Annotated in this window: 21 protein-coding genes; 10 read left to right on the top strand and 11 right to left on the bottom strand. The window is 54.5% G+C overall.

Annotated elements, in window-relative coordinates; all coding sequences use genetic code 11:
• Positions 1-83: 83 nt before the first annotated feature.
• The 5 genes from KNP71_RS06355 to KNP71_RS06335 form a co-directional block, all read right to left on the bottom strand.
• Positions 84-380 (bottom strand): spore coat protein, encoded by a 297-nt coding sequence (locus KNP71_RS06355; protein ID WP_058764647.1) that lies wholly within the window; start codon positions 378-380, stop codon positions 84-86.
• A 13-nt stretch (positions 381-393) separates the two neighbouring features.
• Complete coding sequence (locus KNP71_RS06350; protein ID WP_214830321.1) at positions 394-594, bottom strand: spore coat protein; 201 nt, start codon at positions 592-594, stop codon at positions 394-396.
• Positions 595-609: 15 nt separating this feature from the next.
• Positions 610-996: a DUF2512 family protein gene (locus KNP71_RS06345; RefSeq protein ID WP_058764648.1), complete on the bottom strand. Its 387-nt coding sequence runs from the start codon at positions 994-996 to the stop codon at positions 610-612.
• A gap of 215 nt (positions 997-1,211) precedes the next feature.
• Positions 1,212-2,732 (bottom strand): FAD-dependent oxidoreductase, encoded by a 1,521-nt coding sequence (locus KNP71_RS06340; RefSeq protein ID WP_214830319.1) that lies wholly within the window; start codon positions 2,730-2,732, stop codon positions 1,212-1,214.
• 91 nt (positions 2,733-2,823) lie between these two features.
• Entirely contained in the window at positions 2,824-3,219 is a 396-nt protein-coding gene (locus KNP71_RS06335; RefSeq protein WP_058764652.1) for a hypothetical protein, read from the bottom strand.
• Between the two features lie 202 nt (positions 3,220-3,421).
• Between KNP71_RS06335 and KNP71_RS06330 the strand changes: the two genes are divergently transcribed.
• Positions 3,422-4,300, top strand: a complete 879-nt coding sequence (locus KNP71_RS06330; RefSeq protein WP_058764654.1) for a manganese catalase — start codon at positions 3,422-3,424, stop codon at positions 4,298-4,300.
• Positions 4,301-4,332: 32 nt separating this feature from the next.
• On the opposite strand, the gene KNP71_RS06325 is transcribed toward KNP71_RS06330, so the two are convergent.
• Entirely contained in the window at positions 4,333-5,181 is an 849-nt protein-coding gene (locus KNP71_RS06325) for a MurR/RpiR family transcriptional regulator (protein WP_029594780.1), read from the bottom strand.
• A 208-nt stretch (positions 5,182-5,389) separates the two neighbouring features.
• On the opposite strand from KNP71_RS06325, the gene KNP71_RS06320 reads away from it, so the two are divergent.
• The 4 genes from KNP71_RS06320 (at position 5,390) to gntK (ending at position 11,782) form a co-directional block, all read left to right on the top strand.
• On the top strand, positions 5,390-7,816 hold the full coding sequence (locus KNP71_RS06320) for an EAL domain-containing protein (RefSeq protein WP_214830317.1): 2,427 nt from the start codon (positions 5,390-5,392) through the stop codon (positions 7,814-7,816).
• A gap of 138 nt (positions 7,817-7,954) precedes the next feature.
• Positions 7,955-8,839: a phosphogluconate dehydrogenase (NAD(+)-dependent, decarboxylating) gene (gnd, locus tag KNP71_RS06315; protein ID WP_021066251.1), complete on the top strand. Its 885-nt coding sequence runs from the start codon at positions 7,955-7,957 to the stop codon at positions 8,837-8,839.
• Between the two features lie 82 nt (positions 8,840-8,921).
• A complete protein-coding gene (locus tag KNP71_RS06310; protein ID WP_214830315.1) occupies positions 8,922-10,265 on the top strand; it encodes a GntT/GntP/DsdX family permease in 1,344 nt (447 codons plus the stop codon).
• Positions 10,266-10,282: 17 nt separating this feature from the next.
• Complete coding sequence (gene gntK / locus KNP71_RS06305) at positions 10,283-11,782, top strand: gluconokinase (RefSeq protein WP_483299383.1); 1,500 nt, start codon at positions 10,283-10,285, stop codon at positions 11,780-11,782.
• Between the two features lie 36 nt (positions 11,783-11,818).
• Here gntK and KNP71_RS06300 read toward each other — a convergent pair whose 3' ends face one another.
• Positions 11,819-12,337: a dihydrofolate reductase family protein gene (locus KNP71_RS06300; RefSeq protein WP_214830312.1), complete on the bottom strand. Its 519-nt coding sequence runs from the start codon at positions 12,335-12,337 to the stop codon at positions 11,819-11,821.
• A gap of 75 nt (positions 12,338-12,412) precedes the next feature.
• Here KNP71_RS06300 and KNP71_RS06295 point away from each other — a divergent pair, with 75 nt between their 5' ends.
• Positions 12,413-13,303, top strand: a complete 891-nt coding sequence (locus KNP71_RS06295; RefSeq protein ID WP_251132762.1) for a helix-turn-helix transcriptional regulator — start codon at positions 12,413-12,415, stop codon at positions 13,301-13,303.
• Between the two features lie 84 nt (positions 13,304-13,387).
• Positions 13,388-13,657: a hypothetical protein gene (locus KNP71_RS06290; RefSeq protein WP_214830310.1), complete on the top strand. Its 270-nt coding sequence runs from the start codon at positions 13,388-13,390 to the stop codon at positions 13,655-13,657.
• 51 nt (positions 13,658-13,708) lie between these two features.
• On the opposite strand, the gene KNP71_RS06285 is transcribed toward KNP71_RS06290, so the two are convergent.
• The 3 genes from KNP71_RS06285 to KNP71_RS06280 form a co-directional block, all read right to left on the bottom strand.
• Positions 13,709-15,091, bottom strand: coding sequence for a PTS transporter subunit EIIC (locus KNP71_RS06285; RefSeq protein WP_251132761.1), 1,383 nt, complete (start codon positions 15,089-15,091; stop codon positions 13,709-13,711).
• Between the two features lie 48 nt (positions 15,092-15,139).
• Positions 15,140-15,262 carry a hypothetical protein gene (locus KNP71_RS15935; protein WP_285801278.1) on the bottom strand — a complete coding sequence of 41 codons (123 nt, stop codon included), beginning with the start codon at positions 15,260-15,262 and terminating at the stop codon, positions 15,140-15,142.
• A 71-nt stretch (positions 15,263-15,333) separates the two neighbouring features.
• Positions 15,334-16,683, bottom strand: a complete 1,350-nt coding sequence (locus KNP71_RS06280) for a 6-phospho-alpha-glucosidase (protein ID WP_034779088.1) — start codon at positions 16,681-16,683, stop codon at positions 15,334-15,336.
• A 146-nt stretch (positions 16,684-16,829) separates the two neighbouring features.
• Here KNP71_RS06280 and KNP71_RS06275 point away from each other — a divergent pair, with 146 nt between their 5' ends.
• Positions 16,830-17,549, top strand: a complete 720-nt coding sequence (locus tag KNP71_RS06275) for a GntR family transcriptional regulator (RefSeq protein WP_029594765.1) — start codon at positions 16,830-16,832, stop codon at positions 17,547-17,549.
• A gap of 37 nt (positions 17,550-17,586) precedes the next feature.
• On the opposite strand, the gene KNP71_RS06270 is transcribed toward KNP71_RS06275, so the two are convergent.
• The gene (locus KNP71_RS06270; RefSeq protein WP_029594764.1) at positions 17,587-17,994 is read right to left on the bottom strand and encodes an Lrp/AsnC family transcriptional regulator; all 408 of its coding nucleotides are present in this window, start codon (positions 17,992-17,994) and stop codon (positions 17,587-17,589) included.
• Positions 17,995-18,112: 118 nt separating this feature from the next.
• Here KNP71_RS06270 and KNP71_RS06265 point away from each other — a divergent pair, with 118 nt between their 5' ends.
• Together KNP71_RS06265 and KNP71_RS06260 are read left to right on the top strand one after the other, a co-directional pair.
• A complete protein-coding gene (locus KNP71_RS06265; protein ID WP_214830309.1) occupies positions 18,113-18,871 on the top strand; it encodes an MBL fold metallo-hydrolase in 759 nt (252 codons plus the stop codon).
• 129 nt (positions 18,872-19,000) lie between these two features.
• On the top strand, positions 19,001-19,717 hold the full coding sequence (locus KNP71_RS06260; RefSeq protein ID WP_214802142.1) for a polysaccharide deacetylase family protein: 717 nt from the start codon (positions 19,001-19,003) through the stop codon (positions 19,715-19,717).
• Positions 19,718-19,798: the final 81 nt, after the last annotated feature.

The raw sequence follows: 19,798 nt of genomic DNA, 5'->3' as shown, positions 1-19,798 counted from the left end.
TCTCCTCCCTCACGTATAGTCCTTATCCGATACCACGGGCCACCATTCCTGAAACGAAAAAAGACCGACGTTTCCGTCGGCCATCACTTCTTGATCAATTTGCTCGCTTTGTCGACTTTTTCTTTGTCGTGCTTTAACTGCTTTTCGATATCGTACGCCATATACATGTCGTTTTTAATCATATAGTCGGCAATCTCGGCATGGTCTTCAATCGCTTGATTCAATTGCTGGATGAGCACTTTCCGGACTTCCGGTGACGCCGTCTCGGTCACAGCCACCGCATAGGCCCGAACGGCCGACTTCGCCGTGATGAGTAAATCGGTCGCAATCAATTCGTCTCGTTGCTTACTGGCACGTTTCAAGTTTTCGGTGATTCCCATATGTGTCCCCTCCTTACGCCTTATTCGGCAACAATTGTTTCAGTTCACTGATCGCTTGTTCGCTGTTCTTCAAATGCTTCCGGGCGATCTTCTGAAGCTTCTCGTCCTTGATGAGCGGTTCGCTCACATACCCTTTGACAAGCCCTGCTTGTTTCAAGGTCAACATCTCATGAATCTCTAGCACCTCATGAATCGCGAGTTTGTTTTTAGCCATCTTCCTTCCTCCTTTTCATCGTGTCGAATGGACATGCGCCTCTTCTCGTTTATGCTTGAGCAGCCATCCGTGGAAGATAAACTCGACGACGGCGGTCACAAGAGCCGTGTAAAGCGCGAGCAAGACGAAGCTCGTCTCCGTGCCGATATCGAAATCTAAAATCCACAGGAAGAACCACGTCAAGAAGAAAACGAGACCAAAGTCGGCCAAAGTCGCAATCAGATTTCCGAACTTCCGCAACACGAACATATCGCCCACCCCATAGGCGATCAGTCCGACCGCAATCGAAATCCAAGCGGCGTGGTACCATGGGACATCAAACCCGAGCGTCAAGACCGCGATAAACACGATAAGCAACGCCCCCAATTTGAGACTCAGTGCCTTTCCATGATTCACTTGCATCGACGTTTCCCCCTTTCCCCGTGATGGCGTTCGTACATGGACCATGTTTCCGTTCGTCCTCCCGTTCAAACGAAAAATTTAGCGATCATTATCGGACGAACATGATGAGAGTCAAACCATCACAATGGAAAGGTGGACTGTTAAATGCTGGACCTCAAGTCGGCTTCGGTGATGACTTGATTTCATGATTTTCTAGAAATATTTACAAATTGATTTCATGCCTTGTCCGGAAGGGATTTGACGGCCGGTCCTTCAATGACTTCCCCGTTCGGTTTGAAGCGCGAGCCATGACACGGACAGTCCCACGAGCGCTCGGCTTGGTTCCAATTGACCGTACAGCCCATATGCGTACAGGCCGACCCGACCATCGAGACGTGTCCGTCGGGATCCCGGTAGGCAGCGACGTGTTCGCCATTATGTTTGACGATGGCACCTTCATCGAGACCGAGCTCATCCACTCGTTTGTCCGTCGGCTTCAATTTTCCTTTGACGAGTTCTTTGGCCACATCGGCATTCGTCTTGATGAATCGGGCCGCGTCCGCAAGCTTCCATTTCGAACGTGTCGGATCATACAGCTCCTCATAGCGGTTCGGTTGATTCGTGACCAAGTCGGCAATGAGTCGGGCCGCCACGATCCCTTGGCTCATCCCCCATTTCGAGAATCCGGTCGCGACAAAGACGTGCGGCGTATCGTTCGTCATTCGGCCGATGTACGGCACTTTGTCGAGCGTGATCAAATCTTGGGCCGACCAATGGTGGCTGAACGTCTCGGCACCGAAATGGCGGGTCCCGAACTCACCGAGCTTCTCGTAACAGGCGAGCGTCTCTTCCTTATGACCCGTCAAATGGTTCTCGCCCCCGAACATGGCCATCTTTTTGCCATTGTCGAGTTTGACGTGCCGCAGTGAACGGCTTGGTTTATCGACGCTGATGAACATGCCTTCCGGGAACGTCTCGACCTCGGCCGAGACGACGTACGAGCGCTCGACTTCCATCTTCGCAAAATAGAGACCTTTGAAGTCGTTGAACGGGAAATGGGTCGCGACGACGACATCTTGCGCCTCGATCGAATGACCTGTGATCGTCTCGAGTCGATGTGGCGTCCCGTACTCGATTCCCGTCACCCGCGTCATCTCATAGAGCGTCCCGCCAAGTTCGAGGAAGCGGTCCATCAACCCTTGTAAGTATTTGACCGGATGGAATTGAAGCTGGTCGCGCATGACGGTCGCCTTCTTGACGTCGTATGGCAAGAGACTATTCACTTCGTCCGTGGCGTCACCGCCGTCGATTCCGAGTTGTTCATACGCCTCTTCTTCTTTCTCGAGCAGTTTCGCCGAGCTCGAGGACGAGTGGGCGTACATGTAGGCGTGCTGGCGCTCGAGGTCACAGTCGATGGCGAGCGTGTCGACTTGCTCCTCAAGGAAACGGAGCGCGTCCATATTGGCCTCATAATAGAGCCGCGCCTTGTCCTCCCCGAGCGATTTGACCAGTTCGGTATAGACGACACCATGTTGGGCCGAGACTTTAGCCGTCGTATAACCGGTCGTACCGGTCGCGAAACGGGCTGCTTCCACTAAAACGACCTGCTTCCCACGTTCGACCAACTGTAAGGCTGTGAGAACTCCGACGATGCCGGCCCCGACCACGACGACCTCGGTCTGAATATCTTCGTTGAGCGGGTTGACCGTCTTCACGACGACATCGCGCCAATACGATTTCGGAAAATCTTGTAACATGCGTGTCCCTCCTTCAGGAAAATCCAACGATTTCGAATGCATGGATGAATTACCCTTCATTTGGAAACGAGAAACAAAAAAGAGACCTGGGTCAGGTCTCTTGGTCGCTCGGGATGACCACCTCATCGAATTGTTGATCGCGACAGAGCGTGATCGCCTGCATCGCGAGCTGGTAATCCGGTTCAGGTAACGTAATCAGCTCGGTCGGGAGCACCCATTCTTTGTTGTTATACAAATGGATGACGAGTTTGACGAGGATGAAATCCTGCTTTTCGAACGTGTTGTCATCGATGATGGTCGCCGTGCTGATTTTCCCTTGCTCAAGGTCCATGTACGGCAACAGAAGATTCCGAACTCGCTCATTCCCGGCAATCACATATAGGGCGGAGAAATACTCTTTCTTGACGTCGCCGGGATTATGGAGGCGCTGGGCCAACTGTTTGAACACGTCGTAGTGTTCGGTCGTCAAGAATTCAAGGTTGTTCATAGCTGTCGTTCCTCTCTGTATAGACGAAAATCAATCTGTTACTACTAATTCCACGATTTAATCAATTGTAACCCTTAGACGATACCCATACCCCTACTTGTATATGTAAATTTTTTTCAAATTCCAGGTTTTTATACATATTGATAGTGGAACTATACCTTTGTCGTGCATTTACCAGTTGTTCAAACAAAGGAGGAGTTCTATGTTTCGCCATCAGAAGGAATTACAGTTCGAAGTGAACGTCGACCGTCCGGATCCGCAGCTCGCCCGTCAAATCCAAGAAGTGCTCGGTGGTCAATTCGGGGAAATGACTGTCATGATGCAGTACTTGTTCCAAGGCTTCAACTGTCGCGGGGAAGAGAAGTATAAGGACATGCTTATGGACATCGGGACCGAGGAAATTGGCCACGTCGAGATGCTCTGTGCCCTCATCTCGCAACTGCTCGACGGGGCGTCACCGGACGACCAGGCCGAGGCGGCCAAAGACCCGGCGACGGCAGCCATCCTTGGCGGGATGAACCCCCAGCATTTGATTGTCAGCGGGCTCGGCGGACTGCCGACGAACTCGAACGGGGTGCCGTGGAACGGGTCGTATATCGTCGCGAGTGGGAACTTGCTCGCCGACATGCGCTCGAACTTGCATGCTGAGACGCAAGGACGACTCCAAGTCGCCCGTCTGTATCGTATGACGAAAGACGAAGGGGTCCGGAAAGTGTTCCGCAAGATGCTCGCCCGTGATCGCTATCACCAATATCAATGGATGGCGGCCATCGATGAGCTCGAACAGAAGAACGGCGTCATCGTACCGGCAACCTTCACTGCCAAGGATGAGTTAGAGGCTGAGCCACACGGTCTCGAGTTTTGGGACTTGTCGGAAGGCAATGAATCGAGCCAAGGCAAATGGGCGACCGGCAGCGCGCCGGATGGTGCCGGCGATTTCGTCTATTTGAGCGACCCGGCCCCGCAAGGCCAGAAGCCGGTCATGGAAATTCCGGACAAATCGCTCTATCATGACTTGGATGCCCCGGGTGGTGTCGAGAAAGTTGTCAAAAAAGTCGCCGACCAAATCAAACGGAAATGAAAGAAGGCTGGCCCAAAAATGGGTCAGCCTTTTCACATGCGCCGAAGCGAGATAGCCTCGCGCATTTTTTGAAGCGATTCTCTGCCTTCTTCTCCGCGACGCATCATGACGACGGTGAACAAAGCGTCAATCAGGCTGAGCTCGGCGATGCGCGAGGCGAGCGCCTCGGAACGGAACTCCGTCTCTTGCGACACGGTATAGAGGGCGACGTCACACAGTTTCGAGAGCGGTGACTTCGCATAGTTTGTGATGGCGATCGTCGGGACGCCGCGCTCGTTCAACACTTTCGCGACGTCGAGCGTGTCTTTCGAGGCGCCCGAGTGCGAGATGAGGACGGCGACGTCGTCGGTCGTCAGCTGTGACGCCGACATGAGCTGCATATGCGATTCCAAATTCGCCGTGACAAACAATCCGCTCCGGACGAACTTATGATACGCGTCGAGCGCGATGACGGCCGAGCCCCCGCTCCCGAAGAATTCGATGCGGCGAGCCGACAACAGTAGCGCCACCGACTTATCGAGTGAGGCCCCGTCCAAGATTTGTCGTGTCGCCTCGAGCGTCTTCACGTTCGACGTGAAGATTTTCTCCGCAATCTCAAGTGGCGTGTCTTCTTGCGAGATGTCCTCATGAATGTCTTGGAGCGGTGCGACGACATCGGTGGCGAGCGCGATTTTCAGCGCCTGATAGCCTTTGAAGCCAACGCGCTGACAGAAACGGAACACGGTCGACTCAGCGACGTCGAGGTCGTCGGCGACTTGATTGATCGTATGGTGGATGATGCGTTCAGGCTGCTTCAAGATATAATCGGCAATCCGTTGCTCTTTCTTGCCGAGTGTCGTATAGGCGCCACGAATGCGGGCCAGGCCGTTCATCGATTCCATATGTCTCACCCTTTTTCTTTTTACGATACCGTTTCGAAAAAAATTCCGCAATCAAAGACTGACCGTTCCATCGGACAATGTGCCAAACTATTGACCCACCGTGGAAAATATTCCCTTCACGTCAAGACAAATATGCTACGCTAGGAAAGCTCATTTTTGAAAAACTGTCCGTTTTCGTCCATTTGTCCCGACTTTATTAAAGAAAGGTTTGGTCCCCATCGAACACCATCTCCATACTACATACAGTCTTCCCCTCGTCTTGTTATCCATCGCCGTCGCCGTTTTCTCGGCCTTCGTCTCGCTCGATATTAGCAGTCGGCTCAAGTATGCCGAACGGGTCTCGCGCCTCCGTTGGGTGAGCGCCGGTGCCCTCAGTCTCGGGCTCGGCATTTGGGCGATGCATTTCATCGGGATGTTGGCATTCCATTTAGAGGCCGACGTATCCTATCATATCGGTATCGTCATCGCCTCGATCATTCCAGCCATCATCTCGTCCGGGTTCGTCTTCTATATCGTCAGCCTGCAGACGGCACGACCGCGCGACCTCGTCGTCAGCGCCGTCTTCATCAGCATAGGCATTGTGTCGATGCATTACGTCGGTATGGAAGCGATGCAGATGAACGCTGTATTGACGTACGACCCGGTCATGTGGCTGTTATCGGCCGTCGTCGCGTTCATTGCCTCGCTCGTCGGACTGTATCTCTTGTTCTCGCTCCCGGACGTGTCACGGTTCCACTGGCGGAAGCTCGTCTGTTCACTGTTGATTGGGCTCGCCGTATCGGGGATGCACTATATTGGCATGGGCGCGGCCGAATTCACCCCGCTCGCGACGCCACAAGTACTGACTGGCTTCTCGATGGACAGCACGCTCCTCGCCTTCTGGATTGGTGGCAGTGTCACGACGCTGTTCGTGCTGATGCTGATCTCGCTTCGCAATGAGAAGCAACTCGAGCGTCAGTCCATCGAACTCGAAACGAAGTTCCAGTCCGTCATCGAGTCGGCGAACGATGCCATCATCGTCGCGGATGCCGAACGTCGCATCGTGCAATGGAACCACGGGGCCGAGCGCCTATTCGGATATACGGCAAGCGAGGTGCTCGGGGAATCGATCACGCTCATCATGCCCGAGCGCTTCAAAGTCGCACACGAACAAGGCATGAAACGCTATCGCGAGACGCGTGAAGCAAACGTCATCGGCCGTACGGTCGAGCTCGTCGGCTTGCGCAAAGACGGGACCGAGTTCCCGTTTGAAATGTCGCTCGGGACGTGGGAGACGGAGGCGGGTCTCTTCTTTAGCAGCATCATCCGCGATATTAGTGAACGGAAACAAATCGAAGAACAAATCAACGACCTCGTCTATTTGGACACGTTGACCGGCCTGCCGAACCGACGTCTGTTCAATGACCGGCTCGACGCCTTGCTTTCCCAAGGTAGCGAGTCGACGTTCTCGTTGTTTTATATCGATCTCGACAACTTCAAGGTCATCAACGACCGATTCGGCCACTCATCAGGCGACGTCTTCTTGCGCCAAGTGACGGACCGGCTGTTGACGACGATCAATAAGAGCGACACGCTCGCCCGTCTCGGCGGGGACGAGTTCGTCATCCTGTCGCCGAACACCGGCAGCAACTTAGCCGCCCACCGCGCCCAACAGATTACGAACGCGTTGAACCAACCGTTCTTGCTCGAAAGTGAGGACGTGTTCACGAGCCTCTCGATTGGGATTAGTCTCTACCCGTCCGACGGGCGGACGGCCGATGACTTATTGAAGAATGCCGACATCGCCATGTATCGGGCGAAAGAGGACGGCAAGAACGGCTTCCAGTTCTTCACGAAAGACATGAACGAGTCTGTCGCGCGCAAGTCACAGCTCGCGATGGCGCTCCGGAAAGGCATCGGCCGCGGCGAGTTCTCGATTCATTATCAGCCGCAAGTGCATCTCGAGACCGAGGTGCTCATCGGTGTCGAGGCGCTCGTGCGTTGGACACATCCCGAGCTCGGCATGATTTCCCCGGCCGAGTTCATCCCGATCGCCGAGGAGACCGGCAGCATCCATCGTCTCGGCGAGTACGTCTTGAATGAGGCGTGCCGGCAGAACAAGGCGTGGCAGGATGCGGGCGTCGAACCGTTCCGCGTCGCCGTCAACATCTCGGCGCTCCAGTTCGCGCAAAAAGATTTGCCGGACATTGTCAGCCAGGCGCTCGAGGCGAGCGGGCTCGCACCGGAATACCTCGAGCTCGAGTTGACCGAGACCGTCATCCAGAGCGCGCAAAGTGCCATCGAGACGATGGAGGAACTCGTCGCCCTTGGCGTCCACTTGTCGATTGACGACTTTGGCACCGGCTACTCGTCGCTCAGTTATTTGAAGCTGTTCCCGATCGACACGCTGAAAATCGACCAACACTTCACGAAGAACATCGAGACGGATTCGAAGGACGCTGCCCTCGTCAAGACGATCATCCGGATGGCGCACGAGCTCGGGCTGAACGTCATCGCCGAAGGTGTCGAGACGAAAGCGCAAGTCGCCTTCCTCAAGGCCGAGGATTGCAACCAGGCGCAAGGCTACTATTACAACAAGCCGATGCCGGCCGAAGAGCTCGACTCGTTCCTGTATCCGTATAAGAAAAGTGTCTGACCCTCGTCCCGCCTACTCGTTAGGTCGGGACATTTTTGTGATATTTTCGAAAAAAATTCCGACATTCGACTTGTAAATCGAATTTAATTTGATATTATAGTGGAGAGATGGAAAAAAATTCGATTTAGAGGTGACGATATGCAAATCGGTTTGATTGGATTAGGCAAGATGGGATACAACTTGGCGCTCAACTTGAGCGACCACGGTCACAACGTCGTCGGGACGGACGCCGGGAACGTCGAGGCGACATCGAAGTTTGAGATCGTGCCGACGCTCGAGGACGTCGTCAACTCGCTCGAGACACCACGCGTCGTCTGGGCGATGGTGCCGGCCGGTGACATCACTGAGGCCGTACTGGCAGAACTGCTTGAAAAACTCGAACCGGGTGACATCGTCATCGATGGCGGCAACTCGAACTACAAGTTATCGGTCGCACGCGCCGAACAGTTCAGTGCCAAAGGCATCGCCTTCTTCGACTGCGGGACGAGCGGCGGCACGGAAGGTGCCCGCAACGGCGCCTGCACGATGGTCGGTGGTGACGCCGACGCCTGGCCGACGATCGAGCCGATCTTCAAGGACCTCTCGGTCGAGAATGGCTACTTGTACACAGGACCAGCTGGCAGCGGTCACTTCTTGAAGATGATCCACAACGGCATCGAATACGGGATGATGCAGGCGATCGCCGAAGGGTTCGACATCTTGGAGAAGAGCCCGTTCGATTACGACTACGAGCAAGTCGCCCGCGTCTGGAACCACGGTTCAGTCGTCCGCTCATGGTTGATGGAGTTGACCGAGAACGCGTTCTCGAAAGACGCGAAGCTCGACGACATCCGCGGCGTCATGCATTCCTCAGGGGAAGGAAAATGGACGGTCGAGACGGCGCTCGAGCTACAGGCAGCGGCTCCGGTTATCGCCATGTCGCTCATGATGCGCTACCGCTCGCTCGAGGACGACACGTTCTCCGGCAAAGTCGTCGCAGCGCTCCGCAACGAGTTCGGTGGCCACGCGGTCGTCAAGAAATAACCGCAAGGAAAAGGTCAGGGGTGGCCTTTTCCTTTGTAAATATTTGTAAACGGTTACACAACCAATAAAGGGGGAAATACATATGTCGGGTTCGACACTCATTTTAATCGCAGTCGCAGGGATTTTCTTGCTCTTATTCTTAGTCATGCGGACGAAGCTCCACGCCTTCGTCTCACTTCTCCTCGTCAGTTTGCTCGTCGGGGTCGCGGCCGGTATGCCGCTCGCGGACGTCATCGCCTCGATTCAGAACGGGATGGGCGGAACGCTCGGCTTCGTCGCCGTCGTCGTCGGTCTCGGTGCCATGTTCGGGAAGATGCTCGAAGTGTCGGGTGGCGCGGAACGCCTCGCCCAGACGCTCGTCAATAAGTTTGGAGAGGACAAGGCACAATGGGCGCTCGCCCTCACCGGCTTCATCGTCGCCGTCCCGGTCTTCTTCGACGTCGGTTTCATCATTCTCGTGCCGATCGTCTACGGACTCGCCAAAAGGACGGGCCGTTCGCTTCTCTACTACGGGATTCCGCTCCTCGCGGGTCTTGCCGTCACGCACAGCTTTATCCCGCCGACGCCAGGTCCGATCGCCGTCGCCAACTTGATTGGGGCCGAGCTCGGCTGGGTCATCTTGTTCGGGGTCATCGCCGGGATTCCAGCGACGATTCTCGCCGGACCGATTTTTGCGAAGTATATCGCCAAGAAGATTCACGTCAACATCCCGGACTATATGGAGTTCGAAGAGATTGACACATCGAAAGAGCTGCCGAGCTTCAAGATGATTGTCTCGCTCATCTCGATTCCGCTCGTGTTGATTCTCGCGAACACGTTGTCCGCCGTCTTATTAGAAGAAGGCAACGGCATCCGCACGTTCTTCACGTTCATGGGTCACCCGTTCGTCGCCTTGACGCTCGCGACGCTGCTCACGTTCATCTTCCTCGGCACACGCCGCGGCTATACGCGTGACGAAGTCCAAGAGATTGCGACGAAAGCGCTCGAACCGGCCGGGATCATCATCCTCGTCACCGGTGCCGGTGGCGTATTCAAACAAGTGTTGATCGATTCAGGTGTCGGTGATGTGCTCGGTGAAATGATGGCCGGATCCGCACTCCCGGCGATCGTGCTCGCCTTCTTGATTGCGGCCGTCGTCCGTGTCGCCCAAGGGTCGGCGACCGTCTCGATGGTCACGGCGGCAGGACTCATCACGCCGCTTCTCGAACTTCAAAATATCACCGGCGCTGCGCTCGGCCTGATCGTCATCTCGATCGCCTCGGGTGCGACCGTGCTCTCGCACGTCAACGACTCGGGCTTCTGGCTCGTCAACCGCTACTTCGGGCTGGACGTGAAAGACACGCTCAAGTCGTGGACCGTCATGGAAACGATTATCGGATTGACCGGCTTCGCGGTCGTCTTCTTGATCAGCTTGTTCATTATTTAAGTTAGGAAGTGATGTGTGTGTACACGATTGGCGTCGATATCGGGACGACGAGCACGAAAGCCGTCCTGTTCCATAACCAGCAACAACTCGCGGTACATAACGTGCTGTACCCGCTCCTCACCCCGGACACGGAGACGGCCGAGCAAGACCCGGTCGTCATCTACGGGGCCGTGCTCGAGGCGATCTCCGCCGTCCGCGCCAAAGCCGACGGTCCGGTCCGCTTCGCATCATTTAGCTCCGCGATGCATAGCTTGATCGCGCTTGACGCGTCCGGACGCCCGCTCACCCACAGCATCACGTGGGCCGACAGCCGGGCGAACCCGTATACGCAAGAGATTAAACGCGAGTTCGATGCGAGCGCGCTCCACATGCGCACCGGCACACCGGTCCATCCGATGGCGCCGCTGTCGAAGCTACGCTGGCTGAAAGCCGAGCATCCGGACGTGTTCGCCCGGGCCGTTAAGTTCGTCTCCATCAAAGAGTATGTCTTCTATCGCCTGACCGGTCGCTTCGTCATCGACCATTCGATCGCCTCGGCGACCGGGCTGTTCAACTTGAAGAACTATGACTGGGACGTTGAAGCGCTCGCCGTCGCCGGCGTCACACCGGAGCAACTGTCCGAGCTCGTGCCGACGACGGAGATCTTGACGCTCAAATCGGATGTCGTCGAGACGCTCGGTTGGGACTTCCCGCTCGTCATCGGGGCGAGCGACGGCGTGCTGTCGAATCTCGGCGTCGGGGCGTTCGAACAAGGGGTCGTCGCCGTCACGATCGGGACGAGCGGTGCCATCCGTACGGTCTTCCGGGAACCGGTCGAGGACCCGAAAGGCCGCATCTTCTGTTACGCCTTGACCGACAAGCATTGGGTCATCGGCGGGCCGGTCAATAACGGCGGCATCATCTTACGCTGGCTCCGCGACGAGTTCGCGGCGAGCGAGGTCGAGACGGCGAAACGGCTCGGCATGGACGCGTATGACGTATTGACGCGCATCGCCGAGACGGTCAAACCGGGCTCGGACGGCCTGTTATTCCACCCGTATTTGATGGGTGAACGGGCCCCGCTCTGGGACTCGAACGCACGCGGTTCGTTCTTCGGCTTAAGTATCCACCATAAGCGTGAGCACTTCATCCGCGCCGTGCTCGAAGGCGTCATCTTCAACTTGTATACGGTCATGTTGGCGCTCGACGAGTTGACGGGCGCACCGAACCGGATTCATGCGACGGGCGGTTTCGCGCAATCGAGTTTGTGGCGCCAAATGATGGCCGACATTTTCGATACGCCGGTCGTCGTGCCGGAGAGTCATGAGAGCTCGTGTCTCGGGGCGGTCATGCTCGGCGAGTATGCGTTCGGGGATATTGACGACTTCACGGCCGTGCCGCAAGTGACGCATGAGCATGCGCCAAATCATGAAGCGACAACGATTTACCGGGAGTTGCTGCCGATTTATATCCGGCTCTCTCGTCATCTCGCGGAAGAGTATGAAGCGATCTCCGCGTTCCAAAGGAAGTATGTATAAGAAGAGGCCGAGTTCATCGTGAACTCGGCCTTTCGTTTATCGCTCGTACGTCACCATGACGAACTGTCCGGACGTGCGTTGACTCGTCAGTTTCAACTTCGTCTCTTTCGTGCCTTCCGGGAAGAGTGGAATCCCTTCACCTAATACGACCGGGGCGATCGCGATTTCATAGCTGTCAATCAAGTCATGCTCCATCGCGGCTTTGATGACCTCGCCTCCCCCGACGAGCCAAATGTCCCCGTCGACGTCTTGTTTCAACCGTTCGATTAGCTGCTCAATCGGCTCGTCAGTGAATGTGACGTGCTCGGCTTCTCGGTCCGGGTTCCGCGTCAGAATATAGTTCGGGATGTTTGCGTACGGGTAATGATTGTCCTCGAGCCGGAGCACTTCCTCGTACGTCTTACGTCCCATGATGACCGCGCCGACCGTTTGGAAGAAGTCGGCGTAGCCGTTGTCCCCTTCCCCCTCGACCGCGAATAACCAGTCGAGTTGGTTGTTCGTACGGGCAATCTTTCCATCCAAACTTGTCGCGATATATAAGACGACATTTGCCATGATGAATTCCTCCTTGATTCGTGATACATTCAGCTTACTTGTTAAACACGACAAAACTTGACGGGAATGGATAATATGAAAAAACGACATATACAGTTGATTCGACTATTGAACCGGGGTCGACGGTTCACCGCGGACGAACTCGCTCTTGAGACAGGCGCCTCGGTCCGGACGATTCAACGCGACATGCTGACGCTCGAGGAACTCGGCTATCCGATTTGGAGCGTACCCGGCACAGGCGGTGGCTATGAGATGTTACCGAACCGGTTGTTGCCTCCGCTCCAGCTTCGGGAACAGGAGGCGGTCGCGCTCTACCTCACCCTCAAATGGATGGAACAAATTCCAGACGTGCCGTTCGGCGACATGCGGGACACGTTGTCCGATTGGTACGTGAACGAATTGCCGCACGACCTCGAGACGAAAATCGCTCGGCTCGAAAAGAACATCCTCTGGCTCGGGAACAAGACCGTTCCGTCGGCTCCGTTCACGAAAGACGTGTTTCAAGCAGTCGAACAACGACGGAACATCGAGATGACGTACGCGACGACGAAAGGAGCACGCACGTTCACCGTCGCACCGGTCGGGATGGCGCTCCTTGATTTGAAATGGTATGTGTATGGCCTCTCGGCGTATGGGCTGCGCCAATATCGAATCGACCGGATTGAAGCGATGCGTCTCCTCGATGAGACGTTCGAAGCGGACGATTTGGCGACGCTCCTCGAGGCGAGTGACGAACGAAGCGGCGTGACCGTTCGGCTGAACATCACCTCGCTTGGCCGTCGTCTGCTTGAAGACGTATTACCCGATATCAGCGAAAAGAATGAGTGGGACGTGCCGGAAGCCGAGCTCCCGTTCTTGTCGCGGCAATTGCTAGCGGCCGGGGCGGAAGTTGAGGTCGTCGAGCCGATTGAACTGCGGGAGATGATGCGGGAGCAATCGGAGCGGTTGTGGGACCTGTATCGGTGATTAAATCGATGGTTTGGCCTCATGTGAGAATTGTCTTTATATGGTAATATGAGTCCATATTGCTACATAAAAAGGAGCGTTCGCATGACCAAGTTATCGTTTTCAAAATTATTTGTCTCAATCAGTGTCATCTCATTGTTCGCTATCATGGTGTACCTCAACGTCTCGACGCTCGAACTGAACGAGACGATCGGTTCAGGGCTGTTCTATTTGAAAGGCTATTATGAGGAAGGCAACATGATCGTCACCGAGCAAGGGATTGGCATCATCACGCTGCCGCTCGCTATCGGTCTCGTCGCTTCGACACTCATCAAAGGCGCTCAATTTTATCGTGCCTCGTCGGTTACGAACTAACCTTCTCATCTCGGACAAAGAGCCCAACCGTAAATCGGTTGAGCTCTTTTTTCAATTCGCTTGGTCCATCTCTTTATGCAGTTTGAGCAACTCATTCTTGTACAAATCCGAGCGTCCTCCAAAGATGGCCTGGATGTTATTTTTCACTTTCACGACCCCGGCTGTCCCGAGTGCCTTCAACTCGTCCTCATCGATTTGGGACACATCTTTCAATTCGACACGGAGACGTGTGAAACAGGCATCGATATCGATGATGTTGTCACGGCCACCGAGCGCCTCTTGAATGGCAAGTGCCGTCGTTTGGATTGATGTCTTTCCTGATTTCTTTTCATTGTAGTCTTTGCGGGTAAACAGTTTCGTCTCTTGTCCCCCTCGGCCCGGCGTCGCCAAGTTCCATTTTTTAATCGCGAACGTGAAGATGCCGTAATAGACGAAGAAGAATCCGGCCCCAACGACGAGGTTCATCCACCAGCGCGGCGTCCCTGGCAACACATTCACCAAGACATAGTCAATCAATCCCGAGCCACCGGCCCAGCCGATATGGGCGTCAAGAGCGTACATGAGCGCAAACGACACCCCTGTCAACACACTATGCACGACGTAAAGAAGTGGTGCAATGAATAAGAACGTGAACTCGATCGGTTCGGTGATCCCGGTCAAGAACGCCGTCCCTGCCGCTGCGAGCAAGAGGCCACGCACGACGGGACGCTTGTCCGGGTCGGCCTGACGGTACATGGCGAACGCCGCTCCAAGAAGACCGAACATGACGATCGGGAACTTGCCGGCCATAAAGCGCCCGGCCGTCACGTCGACACCTTCTGCGATTTGAGCGAGGAAAATATATTGGTCCCCGCTCACAATCGAACCGCCAACCGTCGCCGTGCCGCCAAGTGACGTCCATAAGAACGGTGCGTACCAGATGTGATGTAATCCGGTCGGAATCAATAACCGTTCGAGCATTCCGTATAACCCGACGTAAGCCGGATTCGTCGCATCACTCGCGATGACGTTCGCCATCGCTGTGAGGCCGGTCTGAATCGGCGGCCAAATGAGCATCATAAAGAAACCGAGCAAGATGGAGAAGAATACCATGACGATACCGACCGAACGATCTCCGGCGAAAAAGCCGAGCATCTCTGGCGGGTTGAACGTGTGGAATTTTTTATACACCCAGACCGCAAGCAAGCCGACCGCGATCCCACCGAGCACACCCGTCTCAAGTGACGGGATACCGAGCAACATGCCGTACTCCCCGCTCTCAGCCGCCATTTCCGGTGTGATCCCAAGGGCAATCGAAATCGTCGTGTTCATGATGACGTAGCCGACGAGTGCGGCAAGTGCCGCAATTCCCGACCCGCCGGACAGACCAACCGCGACGCCAATCGCAAAGATGATTGGCAAGTTGGCGAAGATACTCAACCCGATTTGAAGCATCCCGGCACTGATCGCTTCGACCGTCCCGTTCTGTAAAAACGTCCAACTTTATGCAAGCGGACCTGTTAGCGCCGCGCCGAGACCAAGTAAAATACCGGCCGCCGGCAAGAGCGCGACTGGTACCATGAGCGCCTTCCCGAATTTTTGAAATACCCCGAACCATTGACTCATTTGATTCACTCCTCATGTGTAAGCGTTATCAATTCACAAAACGAACAAAGGGGAATAACTCCCCTTCGTCTTTAGCGTGCGACCGTCTCCCGTTGTTTGAGGGCCGGCCAATAGTTTTCGTTCTCGTTAATCAAATCGTCAAGGATTTGACGGGCGACCGGCGCATCGACGACGGTCCGGTTGAGCGTGAGTGCCTGGAGTGCCTTTTCATAGCTGTTCTCGAAATAGGCGTCGACGACGAGCTGTTCGTAGGCGAGCTGTCCTTCAATCATCCCTTTGTAGAAGCGAGGAATGTGTCCGACAGCGAACGGCTTCGGTCCACGGTTCGTGAGCATCGCCGGCACTTCGACCATCGCATCATCCGGCAAGTTAGCGATGATGCCGTCGTTCTTCACCATGACGATGAAGATGTCGCCATTGTTGTAGGCGAGTGACGCTGCGACACGAATCATGTAGCAACCGTGGATGTCGACTTCAAGATGCACGTTCTCAAGTGAGTCGTCAGCGATGATTTGATCACACATCGAGAAGACCCGTTGCTGGCGGCCGTTGATGACTTGACGGGCCCGCGTGTTCTCCACGTCTTCCTTCTCCGCCATGTCGGACGGATACAAATAATACTGAAGATACGTGTTTGGCAAATATTCCGGGAAATCGGTGAGCATCTTCTCGACTTGCTTGAACGTCTTGATCCAAGATGGGTCGTTTGCGATCTCTGAGTCTTCAGGGATGAACCCGTCCTCTAAGATGGCGCGCTTGATGTCTTCCGTCAACTCATTGCCTTCTTTGTCATAGATGCCTGTGAACCAACCGAAGTGGTTGAGGCCGAAGTATTCCGGCACGAGATCCCAAATCTCTTTGCCGAGAATCTTCGCGTAGCTCACCATGATTGCGGCCGGCATATCACAGATATTCAAAATCTTTTTGTCATTCGGGTAGGCACGCTTCAACGCCTCGGCGACGATTGCGGCCGGGTTCGTATAATTTAAGATCCAACCGTCCGGTGAGCCTTGGCGGATGTCTGCGACGAGATCAATCATGTCCCCAATCGACCGCATCCCGTACGACATCCCACCCGGTCCACACGTCTCTTGTCCAACCACGCCGTGACGGAGCGGAATCTGTTCATCTTTCTCGCGCATCTCCAGGCCGCCCGTTCGAATTTGAACGAAGAAGAAGTCCTTGTCGCGGAAGGCGTATTCTTTGTCCGTCGTATACTCGAACAGCTCGAGCTCTGGGTAATGCTCACGCAAGATGATTTCAGTCGCTTTGGCGACACGCTCCTGGCGCTCACCATCCGTATCGTAAAACGTGATTGAACGTAGTGGGAAGTGAGCCTTCTCTTCGATCAAGCTCATAATCATACCGATTGTGTACGTGCTGCCGCCACCGACGACGACGAGGCGTTGTCCTTGTTTCATGTGTGCGTTCCCCTTTCGAATACATATCTTATTGATTACAATACAAATTTAATACATATTATTTTAAACGTCAACAATATTTTTGAAAACGTTTTACTTTGTGTATACTAGAAGTATGAATTCAGGTCGAAATCGGAGGGTCAGTCATGAAAGCAAAATCACCGCTCTACCAACAAGTCGCCCACAAAATGCGCACGTTTATCGAGTCCGGCACGTGGGCGCCCGGTGAGGCGATTCCGACCGAGGCTCAACTCGTCGAAGAGTTCAGCGTCAGTCGAGTGACTGTCCGGCAGGCGGTCAAATTGCTCCAAGAGGAAGGTCTCTTATGGAAACGACAGGGCAGCGGCACATACGTCCAGTCCGAAAAGATTGAACACAACATGTACGAATTAAAAAGCTTCACGGAAGACATGAAACGAGAAGGGAAAGAAGTGACGAACAAAGTACTCACCTTCACGTTGCAGCCACCGAGTGAGAAAGTGCGAGAGGCACTCGAACTCGAAGATGGCGAGCTCGTCTTCTACGTGAGGCGCCAACGATTCGCAGACGGCGAACCGCTCATCGTCGAGGACACATACTTGCCGCTAAAGCTGTTCCCCGACTTGACGTACGAAGTGATGTCGCAATCGAAGTACGCCTATATCGAAGAAGTCAAACAGTTCAAGATTGCGGACAGCGTCCAAGAGTTCATCCCGGTGCTCCCGACAAAAGAGATTGCCGAGATGCTCGGAGTGAGTGAACGAACGCCCGTACTCAAAGTCGAACTCTATTCGTTTCTTATGGATGGCAGTCGGTTTGAGTTCACAGAAACGTATTTCAAGAGTGAAGAATACCGCTTCATCATCCGCGCCGGACGAAGACATTAAAAAGGACCTGTGAATCAAACGATTCACAGGTCCTTCGTCAGTTAATGACAATCGACAACTTATAATTGACGTACTTGCTGAGCCCGTCCAAAAAGGCGTTCAACTCTTGGTTCGACGGGAATCGGCACTCTAAGACGTAGCAGCCGTCCCCGCTCACCTTGTAGTTATTGCGGACATACGGCCGGTGCTCCTCGAGGAACATGAGGTACGGGTCGTGGAACGTGCTCGACGTAAAGATGGTGATCATCGCGTGGACCGGTAGCCCGAGCTTGTCCTCGTTCACGCGAATCGTATACCCTTCGATGATGCCGAGGTCTTCGAGCTTCTTGACGCGCGTCGCCGTCGCCTGCCCGGTCAAGTGCACGTGTGCCCCGAGTTCTTTCATCGTTATCCGGCTGTTCGCCTGTAGCGCCTCGATGATGAGGCGGTCAGTTGGATCGAGCATGGGTGACTCCTTTCACGATTCAAGCCAATCCGTCCAAACACTTGATTCGTGTTATGTATGAAACGACGGCTGCTTGTTAAACTGTACATACATTATAGCTAAAAGGAGAGATTTTTCTATGCACGTGCAACTGATCCGTAATGCCACACTCCGCGTTGAATACGCCGGAAAGACGTTCCTCATCGACCCGTTCCTCGGGGAGAAGGGCGCCTATCCCCCGTTCCCGAACTCGGAACGGCAAGACGCTAATCCATTGGCCGACCTGCCAATCGCGATCGACGACATTCTGACAGGCGTCGATGCCGTCATTTTGACCCACCTGCATCTCGACCACTACGACGAGGTCGCGAAACAAGTTCTGCCGAAAGCGATCCCGCTCTTCGTGCAAAACGAGGACGATTTGACTGTCATCGAAGGCGACGGCTTCACGAACGTGACCGTGTTGAGCAACACGACAGCGTTCGAAGGAATCAGCCTCACGAAGACAGCAGGTGAGCACGGTCGCGGTCCGATTTTAGAAATGGCCGGTCTCGTGTGCGGTGTCGTCTTCACCCATCCTTCGGAACAGACGCTCTATGTCGCCGGGGACACGGTCTGGTATGACGAAGTCGCCAAGACGATTCAAGCGCATCAACCAGCAGTCATCGTCGTCAACGCCGGGGACAACCATTTCGTCGAAGGCGGGTCGCTCGTCATGAACGAAGAGGACGTCCGCCATGTTCACGAGGCTGCCCCGTCGGCGACGATTATCGCGGTCCATATGGAAGCGGTCAACCATTGGAAACTATCGCGTCCTGACTTACGTGCCTATGCGGCATCACACGGCTTCGCCGATCGCCTCATCGTTCCTGAAGACGGCGAGACGATTTCACGCTAACGATACGATGCCCCTGACCTTCCACGTCAGGGGCATTTTTAGCTTCATTTTTGACTCCTGTTTGTGGTATTCTATGCTTCATACCGATGCCATGTCACCCGTTTTTTGCCTCGAGGGAGTTTTGTTTGGATGATGAAACGTGTCATTTTGCTCATGTCGATTTTTTTGTTGATCAGCTCCCTGTCTCAGGCAGCGATTCCGAAACCGAAAGCTTATAACGACCGCAGTCTCATCTATTTGACGCTCGATGACGGACCGAACCGGAAGACGGGCGCGCTGCTCGATGTCTTGAAGAAGCATCGGGTGAAGGCGACCTTCTTCATTCTTGGGAAGAATATCAAGGGCAATGAGCACCTCATCCGACGCATCGTCGCCGAAGGCCATCTCATCGCCTTGCATGGGATGACACACGTGCGCGAGGAGTTTTATGCGTCGCCGATGACGGCCGTGCGTCAAATGAAGGACGTACAACGTCTCATATATGAACTGACAGGCATCCATACGAACATGGCCCGCACGATTTACGGTAGCGACGCAGGGATGACGCCTGCGCATTGGCAAGCGATGGACGAGGCCGGTTTCGAGATTTGGGACTGGAACGTCGGCAGTCTCGATCACATCTATAAGAAAGACAACGCGCCAATCGAGCAGCGTGTGTTCAATCGGCTCGAGGCAAATTTCGAGATGAATATCGCCTCGATCATCTTGGCACACGATCACTCGATGACACCGCAAGCGCTCGATACAATCATCCGCTACGCGAAAGAACGCGACTATGAGTTCCGGACATTAGAAGGGGTTCATCCCCCATACAACTTTTTCAATCCGTGGGAACCGAATGAATGACACATGCTGAGTCCACGTGGGCTCAGCTTTTTGTTTGCTCGAAACTTTATGTTCTTTACGCCGTATACAATAGGAACAACC

The sequence above is a fragment of the Exiguobacterium sp. s56 genome (assembly GCF_018618255.1).
In the GTDB taxonomy this organism is placed as follows: Bacteria; Bacillota; Bacilli; order Exiguobacteriales; family Exiguobacteriaceae; genus Exiguobacterium; species Exiguobacterium chiriqhucha.
The sequence above is the reverse complement of the archived record's forward strand: the minus strand, read 5'-3'. Positions and strand labels throughout refer to the sequence as shown.